The following is a 14,125-nucleotide window of genomic DNA, read 5'->3' on the forward strand; positions in this document are numbered from 1 at the left end:
TTGTTGTTGACGTCAAAACTGCCAGTTGGCGGGGACCCAGGCATAGCCGCCATCGGTCTTCAGCATCCGGCCAAGACCGGGGAAAGGATAATGAAAGCCAAGAACCGGCATACGCTCGGCGGCCGCCCTGTCAAATATGCGACGACGGGAGGAAAGGGCTGTTTCCTTATCGCGGTCGGGGCCTGGCACCCAAGGCCTGTCGACGTTGACGACAGGGTGATAGGCAAGGTCTGCCGTCAGCAGCAGCTGGTCATTTCCGGAATGAACGAGGAAGGTCGCCATGCCGGGTGTGTGGCCAGACGCGACGATCGTCGCCAGACCCGGCGCGATCTCGGCGCCGGCCTCATATAGTTCAACATCGTTCCTGAAGGGTTCGAGGCTGTTCTTGATGTTTGCCGCAAATCGTGTCCGGAAATCCTCCGGGACAGGCATGTAGGATAGGTCCGGATCGGTGCGGACAAAGAAGTCCCAATCCGCCCTCGGGACAAAGACTGTGGCACGAGGGAAGGCCTTGCCACCGCCTGCAGTTCTTAGGTTGCCGACATGATCCGGGTGGGTATGCGAGATGACGATCACATCAATGTCAGCGGCATCGAGACCGATTGCCGCGAGGTTATCGAAGATGCGGCCGCCGTTCGGACCCATGGTCTTGCCAGCGCCGGCTTCGATCAGAATCCGCCGGCCACCGGTTTCGATCAGCAGCGTGTTGAGATTGAGTGTCATGTGGTCGGTCGGCAGAAATGCCTGTCGCAGCACATCCTGAAGCTCGGCCTCCGGGGCATCACTGGCGTAAATGCGTGGCGGACCACCAATCACCCCATCGCTCAAGACGGTTGCGCTGATCTCTCCCACCCGAAAGCGATAATAACCGGCATTGCCGGCCGCCGCTGAAGCTGTCTGGGCGCGGGCGTTGCCCGGGCCGCCCAGGCTTGGGAGGATCATGCTTGACGCGCCTGCAACCGCGGACAGCATGATGGCACGTCTGTTCAGAGTGAAGGCGTTCATCTTTCTTTCCTCTTTCATTGAGCGCACTGCCTCGGTTTGTCCCTCAAATGGGGCAGAGGTGCACCAGAGCGCAGGCCTTAACTCAGGGAACCATGACATGACGTCATTGATCTGATAACCTGCATTAACTTTATCAACTTGATTAGAAAAACTTAGCAATGGACCCTGTTCGGCTAGACAGCTTCGACGTGTTTGTCGCCATCGTGCGCTGCGGCGGCTTCCGCGCCGCGGCATTTGAACGGGGGGTTTCTTCATCGGCCTTGAGCCAAACGATGAATGCTCTGGAGGAAGCTCTGGGCATCCGGCTTCTTAATCGAACAACGAGGAGCGTTTCTCCGACTGAGGCAGGGCAGCGTCTTCTCGAGCGTCTCGCGCCTGCGTTGAGCGACATCAGGCTCGCCATCGCAGAGGTCGACGAATTACGCGATAGCCCGTCGGGGACCCTCAGGATCAACGCGCCGGCGCCTGCAGTCGATCACTTCCTCTGCCCACTGGTCTTCGATTTTATGGAGGTATACCGCGAGGTGAAGATCGAAATTATCAGCGACGCGGCCGTCATAGACATCGTGGAACAGGGTTTCGATGCCGGTGTCAGGTTCGGCAAGCAACTGGCGCAGGATATGATCGCTCTGCCGCTTGGTCCTGCACTTCGTTATGCAATCGTTGCTTCTCCTGATTACATCAAGAGGTGCGGACAACCACAGACGCCGCACGAACTTGTCAGTCATGACTGTGTCAAACGCCGCTTTCCCGGCGGCACGCTGGTCACCTGGCGATTTGCCGAGGGCGACGAGGAAATTGAAGTCACCCCAACCGGCCGCCTGACGGTCAGTTCGGCGCACAATGAACTACAGGCAGCACTTGCGGGAAGAGGTATCGCCCATGTCTTTGATGACTACGCCAAGCCCTACCTTCAGGATGGTCGACTGGTGGAGTTACTCCCCGACTGGAGCCCGACCCTGCCGCACTGGTTTCTGTATTATCCCAGTCGCCGCCTTCCGAGCGCGGCCATGCGTGCGTTCCTCGACTATATGAAGAACTATAAATGGGAGAAGGCGAGATCTTCAATCTACAGGGCTTCGTAAGGGTCGCTGACATTGCACTGATGAACAACGAGCGACGGGTCTTGCTACGCTTACCGATAATCGCGCTGGGACTAACCTTTCAGCGTTCCGCCCGCGGCGTGTATCGCATCGGGCGTGTCTACGTCGAGCAACGCACCTTCTCCGACCTCCACATAAATGATGGGTAGGCCGGATGTTTCTATGATCCGACGAGCCCCAACATCGCCTTCGAGGTGGGTGACGGCCTCGAACAACGATTTAGGAAGTATTACGGGATTCCCCGGCTTCCCGTTTCCCGTCGCACGTACAACCGCCTCACCATCGGTCGTTCGAAAAGCCGCAATAAGCCGATCGAGATCGCCGCTTGCCAAGCGCGGCATGTCGGCAAGCTGGACCAGAACTGCATCCGCTCCTCGAGCATGGCATTGTAAGACCCCCGCCGCAATCGAGGTCGCCATGCCGCGGCCGTATAGCGGGTTTTCGAGACACTCGACTCCCAGGCCATCAAGCGCAGCTTCGATTTCAAACCGGCGGTGCCCCGTTACAACGACCACACTGTCGGCAGTCGAACCGAGCGCGACCTGCGCAGAACGTCGTACGAGAGCAACGCCGCCAAATTCCGCAAGCAACTTGGATGCACCTGTCTCTCCCATGCGACTGGAACGCCCTGCGGCAAGCAGGATAACGAAAACACGGGGCCCGACGGGGCGTTCTTTGGGCGGCCGATCATTGTCGTCTCTGTTGGACACAGTCTTCCTCCCATGGTTTGCGGGCTTTCCATGAGCCTCTGTGACGAGGCGCTGCTGGAACCTGCAATATCCTATGGACGTGATCAATGGCTGGATTCCGCGGGTAGCGAAAGTCGTGCATCTCGTCGCTCAGCAACCGTTCGGTCTGTCGGTTTAACCTCGCGGGTTTGGCGGACCCGTTACGGCGTTCAAGTTGTTGACTGGCGGTGGCGATGCGGGTTGCACAGGGGTGGACGGATCAGCGCGACAAGCCGAATTCAGCCTCATGCGGGATTGACTGCAACTGAATTGCGGAGGCTTGATCGTCTGGCATGCAAACGCGCAGTCGATGCGCTAAACGAGGTGATGACCAGAATCCGGGCTGGCTTAAAAATAAGTGCTGGGCGGGCACCCGAGTGATCGGCGAAACACGGCAGAAAAAGCGCTTGGGCTATTGTAGCCACACTCAAGGGCGACATCGAGGACGCTTCTGCCTTCTGCCAGCATCGTCAAGGCATCAAGCATCCGGGCCTGTTGACGCCATTGCCCGAAACTCATGCCGGTTTCACGCCTGAATGTCCGCATAAAGGTGGCTCTGCTCATGTGAAGCCTGGTCGCTGCATCTTCGATGGAGAGATTTTCCGCCAAATTGGTACGGACCTGCTCGCACATTTGCGCCAAGCCGGAATGCTTCGGTATCGGCAGGTTGAGCGGCTGCGCTGGCTGAAAGGAAAGTTCCATCAGAAGCAGCCTGACGACGGCGTCCGCTTGCTCCCGACTTTGTGGCTTCTCAGCAAGCTCGGCAAGTTTCAGAATCAATTCCCGCAAAAGAGGGGTGATCGTCACCACAAGGCATTCGTCGGGAAGCCCCCCTATTTCGCTTGTGTCAATCAGAAGTGACCGGAACTGCACGCCTGCATGGCTCGACGTTTCGTGCGCCAGCTTGGGCGGTAGCCAGACCGCCCGGCTTGGCGGAACGACCCAGGTGCCCCGATCCGTCCTGATCGATACAACCCCGCTGACGGCATATAGAAGCTGAGCCTCTTCGTGACTGTGCCTCGGCCCCGAAAAGCGGTTTTCGTCGTGGGTGATGACGGCGATCTCGTTGGTAATGTTTATGCCGCTTTTCAAAACTGATCCTTTTGCGACGATCGATGATCATGCGGCGTTAGAATATCAGCTTCGCGCTCACTACGGTAGGCCATCTAACAGCAGAGAGTTTTCGCCAGGTGACCGACCGCAACCGCCTTATTGACTGCATCGAAGAGCCGTGTCCTGCGGCGCTCGGCGTGGCCGTTGGACGCGCGGCCCATGCGTTTGCCTGTTTAACGGTTTGCGACGTGTTGCGACTTACCGGCGATCGCCGGGCCTGACGGCTTCCCGGCGATCGTAATGGCCGTGTCGAATCCTTCACAAAACGCATCGCAACGGATCGCGCCATGTTGACCAATCCTGAAATCAAATACCGCCCTTTCGTCTCTCCCATCGAGCTGCAAGATCGCAAGTGGCCGTCCAACCGGCTCACGAAAGCGCCCCGCTGGTTGTCTACCGATCTGCGCGACGGCAATCAAGCGCTTGCCGATCCGATGGATGTGGAACGCAAGCTACGCTTTTACGACATGCTGCTCGCCGTAGGCTTCAAGGAAATTGAGATCGCCTTTCCATCGGCGTCACAGACCGAATTCGACTTTGTCCGTGCGCTGATCGAAGAAGATCGGATTCCCGACGACGTAACGATTCAGGTGCTTACCCAATCCCGTAAAGATCTTATTGTCCGCACCTTCGAAGCGCTCGAGGGCACGCGCCGGGCGATCGTTCACCTCTATAACGCAACGGCTCCGCTGTTCCGCCGCGTGGTCTTCGGCATGGAGCGGCATCAGATCATCGATCTGGCCGTCACCGGCGTCACGGCGATGCTGGAGGAAAGCCTGAAGCGACCAGACACCCACTGGACCTTTCAGTATTCGCCCGAAACCTTCTGCTTCACCGAGCCTGATTTTGCGCTTGAGATTTGTGAACGGGTGTTGGACGTTTGGCAGCCGACCTCCGAACGGCCAGCGATCCTCAACCTGCCGGCAACGGTCGAAGTCGCGACACCCAACGTTTATGCAGACCAGATCGAGTGGTTCGGCCGCAACATCTCGCGCCGTGATGCGGTGGTTATCAGCGTGCATCCTCACAATGATAGGGGAACGGCCGTGGCGGCGGCCGAGCAGGCGTTACTTGCCGGGGCCGATCGTGTTGAGGGATGCCTGTTCGGGAATGGCGAGCGGACCGGCAATGTGGACCTGGTGACGCTGGCAATGAATTTCTACACCCAAGGGATCGATCCGAAACTCTATTTTCCCGCGATCCGCGATGTCGTGAATACCGTCGAGCATTGCAACGGACTGCCGGTGCACCCGCGCCATCCCTATGCCGGCGAACTGGTGCACACGGCCTTCTCGGGCTCGCACCAGGACGCGATCCGGAAAGGGTTCACGGCCCACAGAATGCGCAATGACGGTATCTGGGAAATGCCCTATCTGCCAGTTGATCCGGCGGACATAGGTGAGACATACGAGGCAGTCATCCGCGTCAACAGCCAGTCCGGCAAAGGAGGTATTGCCTGGGTGATTGAACAGGACAAGGGTTTGAAACTGCCGCGCTCGCTTCAGATCGATCTCAGCCGCCGTGTGCAGGAGTTCGCTGAGAGCACCGGCAGGGAAATCACGGCCGCTATGATCTGGTCGATCTTCGAAGATGCTTACCATCTAACCGGGCCGCAGCCGTTTGAACTGGTTGATTATCAGGATGAAAGCCGTCGGAGCGCCGGGAAGGAACGCGTTTTTGTCGGGCGCATCCGTCACAGAGGTCGTGTGATTGCGATCACAGGTCGTGGGAATGGCCTGATCTCCAGTGCGGTCTCGGCGCTGGAGGAGGGCTGTGGGGTGACGTTGGAAGTCCTCGACTATCACGAACATTCTCTGAAACGCGGCGCGAATTCCCAAGCGGTCGCCTACCTGGAATGCCGCACTCGTGATGGCGTCACGGTTTTCGGGATCGGCATCGACGATGACATCGCCACGGCTTCGGTCAAGGCCGTCCTCAGCGCAGCCAACAACGGCTAACCTCTCGCTATGACTGCCGCGTGATCCGCGCAGGAACAAACGAATGCCGTAGGTCATGCCCGGAGCGCTAAGGAGGCCGCCAGAGCGGCCAACTCGACGGTATGCAAACCGCAAAAACCATAGGCGAAGGGTAATGCCGGTGGGCAGGGCTTACTGCCCATCCACGCAGGCAGATTTTGTGGACCGTTTACCGATATTGCTGTCGCTTGCAAGCGGGGTCGAGGTCCAAGCTGGACCTCGAATTTTAGCGCTCCGTGTCGGCGGCGAGCGGTTTGGACCGGGGCGGAAATGCTGAGGGCGTTGATGTTGTCGAACGCGTCAGTCGAGACCGGCCATCAGCTTGTCCAGGGTGACGGGCAGATCGCGAACACGAATACCCGTTGCGTTATAGACTGCATTTGCAACGGCTGCGCCAACCCCTGTTATACCGATTTCACCGATGCCGCGAGCGCCCATCGGCGCCTGCGGGTCGGGCTTGTTGGTGTAGAGGATTTCAATAGACGGTACGTCCATCTGCACCGGCACATGATAATCCGCCAGGGAGGCGTTCACGATGCGTCCAGTCCGCTCATCGAAATAGGTTTCTTCGGTCAGGGCAAGCCCGATGCCCATTATGATGCCGCCTTTGAACTGGCTGGTCGCCATTTTGGGATTGAGGATCTGCCCGGCGTCGAAGGAACCCAGGAAGCGGGAGATGCGCGTCTCGCCGGTGAGTGCGCTGACGCGTACTTCGCAGAACTGCGCACCATAGGAATGCATTGAAAAAGCTTCCATTTCGGCTGGGGCTGGTGCCTCTGCCTCGCAGACGAACTCTTCTCGACCCGCCCTCTGGAGGATCGATTGGTAGCTCTCAAACCGGCTGCTATCGTTCACATGCGATAGCCCACCATCTCTCGCCTCGACTTCAGGAAGCGACAGCCCCGCAAGGGGCGAGTCATTCCCGGCAAGCTTGATCAACTCTTCCATGAAGACTTCGGTTGCGGCAATGATCGCCCCGCCTATGGAGGCGGTCTGAGTGGAGCCTCCGGCGATCACGCCTCTCGGCAGTCTGCTGTCGCCATACTCGAACGTGACATGCTCGAGCGGCAGGCCCAGTCGTGCCGCCAGGTGCTGCACCTGAGCCGTGGCGGTGCCCATACCCATGTCATGGACGGCCGTCGACACGGTAACATGGCCGTCTGCTGTCAGCTTGATCCGGGCCGCACCGCCGGGAAAGCGGTGGTAAGGATAGGTCGCGGTGGCGCATCCCATGCCGATAAGCCACTCGCCTTCACGTCTTTGACGTGGTGTCCGGCTCCTTTTATCCCAGCCGAATTGCTCTGCGCCCTTGTCGTAAGCTTCGATGAGATAGCGCGACGAGAACGGCTTGCCGGTCGTCGGGTCCTTTTCCGGCTCGATCCGCCGGCGCAGCTCGATGGGATCCAGTTCCAATTTCTCCGCGAGTTCATCCAGTGCACATTCAAGTGCGAAAGTTCCGACGGACTCGCCCGGCGCACGCATGAAAGTATTTGCCAGCATGTCCAGATCGGCGACATCCTGACCGATGCGGAACGTTCTGGCGCCATAGAGATGGCGGGCCGGAAAGGTGAATTGTTCCGGACAGGAATTGTGCGTCGTCATCGCCGCGGTTCCGGTGTGGATCAACGCATTAAGTGTTCCATCGGTCCTGGCACCCAAGGCCACGCGCTGTTCGGTTACGGTGCGACCGCCGATGATCCTGAAGACACCTTCCCGCGACAGCATGATGCGCACGGGGCGCCCCGCAAGTTTGGCTGCCGCGCAAGCCAGGATCTGATGATCCCAGAAACATTTCCCACCGAAGCCACCGCCGACATAGGGCGAGGTTACATGGACCTTGCTGATATCGAGCCCGAATATATCCGCGAGCTGGCCTGTGGTGAGGTCTAGCAGCTGGCTCGCGTCATGAACGCGCAGCTCATCATCGTTCCAGACGATCGTTGCTGCATGCAGTTCTATGGCATTGTGATTGTGTCGTGGTGTTCTGTAGATGAGATCGACCTTCACCTCCGAATTTGCAAGCGCGGCTTCCGCGTCGCCGATTTCAACAAATGGAGGCTGACCAAGCAGGTTTTCGAGCTGCCTGGGCGATTTCTTGGCTTCATCGAAGGACGTGACCGCCGGCAGCAGTTCATACTTTGCCGTGACCAACGATGCAGCGTAATCCGCCTGTTCCTGCGTTTCGGCCAGAACCAGAGCGATCGGCTGACCGTTCCAGTGGATTTCGTCGTTTTGCATGACGGGAAGATTGCTCGTCCCGGCAGCTGTCGGAGACGACATCATCAGCGACGGCGCCTTCATCCTCGGTGCGTTTCTGTAGGTCATGACGAGAATGACGCCGGGCGCGGCCTCCGCTGCACTCACATTCAGCTCGGAGATGCGACCGCGGGCAACGGTGCTGAAAGCGAGCGCCGCATAGCTGATGTTGTCATAGGGAAACTCCGCCGCAAATCGCGTCCTGCCCTGAACCTTCATGGGACCTTCGATGCGCGATATGGATTGCCCGAGGGCGCCATGTTTGCGCAGCAGCGGGTCTTTCGTAACGGCAGGTTGCCAGCGACCTTGTCTGCCCGCTTCCGGCAGCGTGTGGGTATCAGCGCTCATGCGTTTTCTCCCTTCAGTTCTTCCAGAACGGCGACAATAGTGCGTTTTGCCAGTTCGATCTTGAAAGCATTGTCTCGCAGACCGACAGCGTCCGCGAGTTCGGCCTCCGCCGCAGCGCGGAAAGTCTTCGCGTTTGCCGGCTGACCTTTAAGATGCGATTCAGCAGTGAGAGCGCGCCACGGCTTGTGCGCGACGCCGCCGAGCGCCAGCCTCACGTCGTTCACGTTACCTGCGCTATCGACATCAAGCGCCGCGGCGACGGAAACGAGAGCGAAGGCGTAACTCGCACGGTCCCTGACCTTTCGGTAAGCGGATCTTTTTGCAAAAGGCAGCGCTGGGATTTCGACGGCCGTGATGAGCTCGTCCGGATGAAGTGCCGTTTCTATCTGGGGTGTGTCGCCCGGCAGACGGTGAAGATCGCGCAGCGGCAGGCTGCGCGTGCCGGATGGCCCCTCAAGGTGCACCATTGCATCCAGTGCGGCGAGCGCAACGCACATGTCTGAAGGATGGGTCGCGATGCAGCTTTGAGATGCCCCAAGGATTGCGTGATAGCGGTTGAAACCTTCCAGCGCGTCGCAGCCCGAACTCGGTTCACGCTTGTTGCAATGGGCGGCATTGTCGTAGAAATACCGACACCGGGTGCGTTGGAGGATATTGCCTCCGACCGTCGCGACGTTTCGAATCTGCGCGCTCGCTCCTGCCAGGATGGCCCGGGAGAGAACCGGGAATTGGGTCCGCACCGCGCCATGGGCCGCGAGCGCCGTGTTCTTCACCCCCGCTCCGATCAGCAGGCTGCCATCGGTGCGCTGTTCGATGCTGCTCGATAGCCGCGTGACATCGATCAGCGTTTCCGGTCTTTCGACCGTCTCACGCATGAGATCGACAAGATTGGTGCCGCCGCCCAGATATTTCGTCGCCGGCCCGGCCTGTTTGAGCGCGATCGCCGACCCAGCATCAGATGCCTGGTGATAGGAGAAGATATTCATGCCCGTGCCCTCTCATCGGTTTGGACCGCCGTCTGCTGCACCAGCGCTTCAGATATGGCTTCAACGATGCCGTTATAGGCTCCGCAGCGACAGAGATTGCCGCTCATGCGTTCGCGAATCTCGGTGTCGTCGACGGCGATGCTGTCGCTCGAAAGATCGGCGGTGACGACGCTCGGAATGTTTCGTTCAATTTCTCCCGCCATGCCGACGGCGGAACAGAGTTGGCCGGGTGTGCAATAGCCGCATTGAAAGCCGTCATGCTCTATGAAGGCTTTTTGCAGGGGATGAAGGTTGCCGTTTGCGGCGAGGCCCTCGACCGTCGTGATGTTACGCCCCTGATACTGGACCGCGAGCGCGAGACAGGAATTGATGCGCTCGCCATCCACCAGAACGGTGCATGCGCCGCATGCGCCTTGATCACACCCTTTCTTGGTGCCGGTAAATCCCAGATAGTTGCGCATGAGATCAAGCAGCGAAGTGCGGATGTCTGCCTCGACCTCCACTGCCGTTCCGTTGATGGTAAATCGCATTGGACATCTCCCTCGTCTGAAGGCCCGCGCTGGAGGATCTGTGAGGATCTGTCGCGGCACCCATGGAACTCACGGTAATGGTTTGCCTGTGACCAGCCGTCGGCTTGTTGATGCGACGGTCTTCTGCTCTAGCTGTTTGTTACGTTGAGCTGTCGCGACGCTGCGATGTCGGCGATGACCGACAGCGCCAGTGACTGAGCGTCTCTTGCCCGCCCGAAAACGCCAATCGGAGCCTTGATCCGGGCGATTGACTCATCCGAATGACCCCTCTGGCGCAATCGCTCGACGCGTTTCTCATGGGTGCGGGAACTGCCGAGTGCGCCAATGTAAAAAGGCGATGCGCGCAGAGCGGCCTCAAGTAATGGGATTTCCCGATCCAAGTCATGCTGGAGAACTGCAACGGCCGTGTCGGGATCAATCAACGATGCATCGATGTTGGTTCCCGGCGAATCCTCAAGGAGAACAACGTCGTATCCTGCAGCTCTCGCGACGCTGACGGCGTTTTCCACTTCGAGCGAGCGCCCGGAAAAAACCGTCCGTACTTTTGGCCGATAGTGGGTGACGAAGACATCGCCATCCCAGCCGGTCGGCTTGCTCTGGAGGCCGGGCGAAAGTTTCTCGAGACCCGGTGCATAACAAAGCGATGCGCATTGCCGGTGATCGACCTGCATGTTGGTGGAACAGAGCGGTTCAACGTTCCTGACAAGATGAATCGCAACCGTAATGCCGCCTCCGCAGGGCAGCACGATATCGAAGAACGGCGAGCCTTCGCCCAGCATGACGAAGCGATCATGGCCGCTCTTCATGGCTTGCAAGGCTTCGGCTGCGATAGCCGCTTCCGTGCATCCGCCAGAAACATATCCGCAGTACCTGCCATCCTCCGCGACCGCCATATGCGCGCCAAGTGGCCGGGACGAGCCTCCGCGTATTTCCACCAAGGTGCACAGCGCCACCTCAAGCCCTGCCTTCATGGTCTCGATGGCAAAGTTCAGGACGTCGTAGGCCCTGTCAGTGGAAAAAGCTTGCTGCGGTGTTGCCAAGATTGAGGCATCGGCACTGCGACGCAACCAATCTGCGGGATTATCGTTATGTCTGATGCTATCGGCCGATCGTGTCATAAGTGCCTCTTGCATTGTGACATCAGAATGAGCGACAGAAGGTTAAGTTCCTCAGGAACTCTGGAGTTGTCGGGAGCTCATCAGCGCCAGTCGTTGATTTCGGCATGACATCCGCCTCATAACTGATTTAAAGAAGCGAATGGCGCATCCATAAACGGAGGCGCCTCCGTTTAACTTAGTGGCTTGCAGTCGTCCGTCAAGCTATTTTTTAATGGAGCGGCCTTTCACGTGCCCAAGGAGCAGACGCCTCCGGTTGAACCGGCCCCTTTGCGTGCAGACGCCCGGCGAAATCGGGAAAAGCTGATTGAAGTCGCGGCGCTGGCATTTTCAGAGCAGGGCGCGGCGGCTTCGCTGGAAGACATTGCCAGGCGTGCAGGCGTTGGCATAGGGACACTGTACCGGCACTTCCCGACGCGCGAACATCTGGTGGAGGGCGTCTATCGGCGCGAGCTGGAAATTCTTGCGACGGCCGCGCGCGACCTGATCCGGGAAGAAGAGCCCGCGAAAGCCGTTGAAGAATGGATGAACCGGTTTGTTAGCTACATGGCGGCAAAAAGGGGCATGGCCAACAGTCTGAAACTCCTGTTCACCTCCAACTCCGCCCTTTTTGCGGAGGGCTCGAAGCTGTTGCATACGGCGTTCGAGGAGCTACTCGACAATGCGGTCAAGGCTGACGCCGTAAAGGGAGACATCGCAGGTGCGGATGTCCTGAACGCGCTCTTCGGCATCTATTCCATACCGGAAGGGCCGGATTGGCGTGACCGCGCGCACAGGATCGTCCGGCTGGTCATGGATGGGCTGCGGCGTTAGTCTGGTATCCAGATCATACAGGAAGTGTCGCCTCGTGTCTGCAATCTTGGCGGATAGACACCCTCCACGCTGTTCGGGTGCTCGTGGCCGTGACGCATTCACTCTCCGACAACGGCTCCCTCGCGCCGGGGATCGGCGCTGCCGGCCAACCCCTTGGGGGTCATCTCAATGGCATGCAAACCGGAATTCATTTCACCCGGTTTTACCTCGTAACCCAGCGCCTTGAGCGATCCCACCAGATCTTCTGCGCTGGTGCCGGCCTCGATATCGTATGTGCCAAACCGGTTGATGAGATGTGGCTGGGCGACGATCGCCTCAACGGGCATGCCCCAGTCAATGTAGGCGATCAGCGCCTGTGCCACATAGCCGATGATCTGGCTGCCGCCGGGTGAACCAATGGCGAGCAGGGGTCTTCCATCCTTCATCACGATAGTCGGGGCCATCGACGAGCGCGGCCGTTTACCGGGCTCAACGCGGTTGGCGACCGGCAGGCCGCCGTCGTGAGTCTTGAACGAGAAGTCTGTCAACTCGTTATTGAGCAGGAAACCATTCGTCATCAGACGCGAGCCGAAGCCGTTTTCGATTGTCGTCGTCATAGAGACCACATTGCCGTCCTTGTCGGCAACGACAAAATGGCTCGTGGAGGGCAACTCGAGCGCCGCATCCCGGCCCCAAAGGAGCGCGTGGTCCCATTCAGGCTCGCCGGCCTTGACGGCATCCTTGGCCAACGCCTTGTCGCCATCGAGCAGCTTTGCCCTTTCGCTTAGGTAGCTCTTGTCCAGCAGGCCCTTGATCGGCAGGGGGACGAAATCGGCGTCAGCGACATAACGCTCGCGGTCGGCAAAGGCGAGGCGTTGCGCATCGCCGATAATGCGCCAGCTTTCGACATTCTTCGGCCCCAGGCTCTTCAGGTCGAAATTCTCCGACAGGCCGAGTATTTGACCGATGGCGACGGCACCCGAAGACGGCGGTCCCATCCCGCACACATCAAGAGCGCGATAATTGAAGCAGACCGGTGCGCGCTCGATCACACGATAGTTGGACAGGTCGGTCAGCGACAAGACGCCCGGATTGTCGGCGGCTTCGCGCACGGTCTTGACGATCGCCTCGGCGATTGTCCCCTTGTAAAAAGCGTCGGCACCGCCTTTGGCAAGCACGGCAAGCGTTTCCGCATAGGCCGGATTCTTCAACACGGCACCGGTTTGCAGGGCGGCCCCTGAGGCGTCGAAGAAATATGACCGGGCTTCTGCATATTTCTTCAGCCGGTCGCCCTCCGAAGCGATGAGGGAGGCAAGACGCGGTGATACTTTGAACCCCTCGGTCGCCAGCTTTTCGGCGGGCTTCAGAAGGCTCGCCCATTCCGCTTTTCCATACCGTTTATGGGCTTCCTCCAGAAGTCGCACCGTCCCCGGCGTGCCAACGGAACGGCCGCCAATGACTGCGTCCAGGAATTTAAGCGGCTGACCTTTATCATCCAGGAAGAGCTTAGGCGTAGCTTCCCGGGGCGCCGTCTCGCGGCCGTCCAACGTCGTCAACTTGCCGCTTTTTGCATGGTAATAAACCAGGAAGGCACCGCCGCCGAGACCGGAACTCTGCGGTTCGACAAGGCCCAGCACGGTCTGCACCGCCACCATCGCATCTATGGCGTTTCCGCCTGCTGCGATCACCTCGCGTCCCGCCTCAGCCGCGAGCGGATTGGCCGCGGCGACCATGAAGCTCTTTGACTCGACACGTCTGGCAGTTGCAGCTCCCGTCGCTTTTTCGGGCGCGACAGTGTCAGAGGCCTGCTGAGCGGAGGCAATTGCGGTGGAGAGCACCAAAGCGAGGACAGTCCCACCGAGAAATCTCGTTTTCATTCGCCTTTTCCTCCAGAGCGGCGCACCGCGTTAACATGAGAAGAGCATCCAGCTGAGCCGGCAGGCCGGTGAATCCCATAATGGCCGAGGCAGGGATGGTTGCCCGAACTTCCTCTTCGCTCTCGTAAGAGCCGGCATCTGCCCGTGACGCCATTCAGTGACGAACCGTAGCGTCGCTCTATTCCTGCACTATGATGACTGTTTCGGCCCGTGTCCATCATGCCGGAAGGTGACACATCCGTTGGGGGCGCGTCATGGAGCCTCCGCCGCCAGCATTATCGCGGTGGTGATTTGCC

At 59.1% G+C, this 14,125-nt stretch carries 11 protein-coding genes; 3 read left to right on the forward strand and 8 right to left on the reverse strand.

Annotated features, from left to right (window positions below):
- Window positions 1–12: 12 nt before the first annotated feature.
- Window positions 13–1,005, reverse strand: coding sequence for an MBL fold metallo-hydrolase (locus BLU28_RS09445; protein WP_077985837.1), 993 nt, complete (start codon window positions 1,003–1,005; stop codon window positions 13–15).
- A gap of 158 nt (window positions 1,006–1,163) precedes the next feature.
- Here BLU28_RS09445 and BLU28_RS09450 point away from each other — a divergent pair, with 158 nt between their 5' ends.
- Window positions 1,164–2,090: a LysR family transcriptional regulator gene (locus BLU28_RS09450; protein WP_077985836.1), complete on the forward strand. Its 927-nt coding sequence runs from the start codon at window positions 1,164–1,166 to the stop codon at window positions 2,088–2,090.
- A gap of 71 nt (window positions 2,091–2,161) precedes the next feature.
- On the opposite strand, the gene BLU28_RS09455 is transcribed toward BLU28_RS09450, so the two are convergent.
- Window positions 2,162–2,818, reverse strand: a complete 657-nt coding sequence (locus tag BLU28_RS09455; protein ID WP_077985835.1) for a nucleotidyltransferase family protein — start codon at window positions 2,816–2,818, stop codon at window positions 2,162–2,164.
- Window positions 2,819–3,184: 366 nt separating this feature from the next.
- Window positions 3,185–3,928, reverse strand: a complete 744-nt coding sequence (locus BLU28_RS09460) for an AraC family transcriptional regulator (RefSeq protein ID WP_022563130.1) — start codon at window positions 3,926–3,928, stop codon at window positions 3,185–3,187.
- Between the two features lie 308 nt (window positions 3,929–4,236).
- Here BLU28_RS09460 and leuA point away from each other — a divergent pair, with 308 nt between their 5' ends.
- Window positions 4,237–5,907: a 2-isopropylmalate synthase gene (leuA, locus tag BLU28_RS09465; protein ID WP_077985834.1), complete on the forward strand. Its 1,671-nt coding sequence runs from the start codon at window positions 4,237–4,239 to the stop codon at window positions 5,905–5,907.
- Window positions 5,908–6,225: 318 nt separating this feature from the next.
- Here leuA and BLU28_RS09470 read toward each other — a convergent pair whose 3' ends face one another.
- The 4 genes from BLU28_RS09470 to BLU28_RS09485 form a co-directional block, all read right to left on the reverse strand.
- The gene (locus tag BLU28_RS09470) at window positions 6,226–8,529 is read right to left on the reverse strand and encodes a xanthine dehydrogenase family protein molybdopterin-binding subunit (RefSeq protein WP_077985833.1); all 2,304 of its coding nucleotides are present in this window, start codon (window positions 8,527–8,529) and stop codon (window positions 6,226–6,228) included.
- Complete coding sequence (locus BLU28_RS09475) at window positions 8,526–9,515, reverse strand: FAD binding domain-containing protein (RefSeq protein WP_077985832.1); 990 nt, start codon at window positions 9,513–9,515, stop codon at window positions 8,526–8,528. The genes BLU28_RS09470 and BLU28_RS09475 overlap by 4 nt, the downstream gene beginning before the upstream one ends.
- Window positions 9,512–10,045, reverse strand: coding sequence for a 2Fe-2S iron-sulfur cluster-binding protein (locus BLU28_RS09480; RefSeq protein ID WP_077985831.1), 534 nt, complete (start codon window positions 10,043–10,045; stop codon window positions 9,512–9,514). The genes BLU28_RS09475 and BLU28_RS09480 overlap by 4 nt, the downstream gene beginning before the upstream one ends.
- A 128-nt stretch (window positions 10,046–10,173) precedes the next feature.
- The gene (locus BLU28_RS09485) at window positions 10,174–11,163 is read right to left on the reverse strand and encodes an XdhC family protein (protein WP_077985830.1); all 990 of its coding nucleotides are present in this window, start codon (window positions 11,161–11,163) and stop codon (window positions 10,174–10,176) included.
- 228 nt (window positions 11,164–11,391) lie between these two features.
- Here BLU28_RS09485 and BLU28_RS09490 point away from each other — a divergent pair, with 228 nt between their 5' ends.
- Complete coding sequence (locus BLU28_RS09490) at window positions 11,392–11,973, forward strand: TetR/AcrR family transcriptional regulator (protein ID WP_022563124.1); 582 nt, start codon at window positions 11,392–11,394, stop codon at window positions 11,971–11,973.
- A 98-nt stretch (window positions 11,974–12,071) separates the two neighbouring features.
- Here BLU28_RS09490 and ggt read toward each other — a convergent pair whose 3' ends face one another.
- On the reverse strand, window positions 12,072–13,829 hold the full coding sequence (ggt, locus tag BLU28_RS09495) for a gamma-glutamyltransferase (protein WP_077985829.1): 1,758 nt from the start codon (window positions 13,827–13,829) through the stop codon (window positions 12,072–12,074).
- Between the last annotated feature and the right edge of the window lie 296 nt (window positions 13,830–14,125).

This window comes from Agrobacterium pusense (assembly GCF_900102105.1).
Taxonomy (GTDB): Bacteria; Pseudomonadota; Alphaproteobacteria; order Rhizobiales; family Rhizobiaceae; genus Agrobacterium; species Agrobacterium pusense.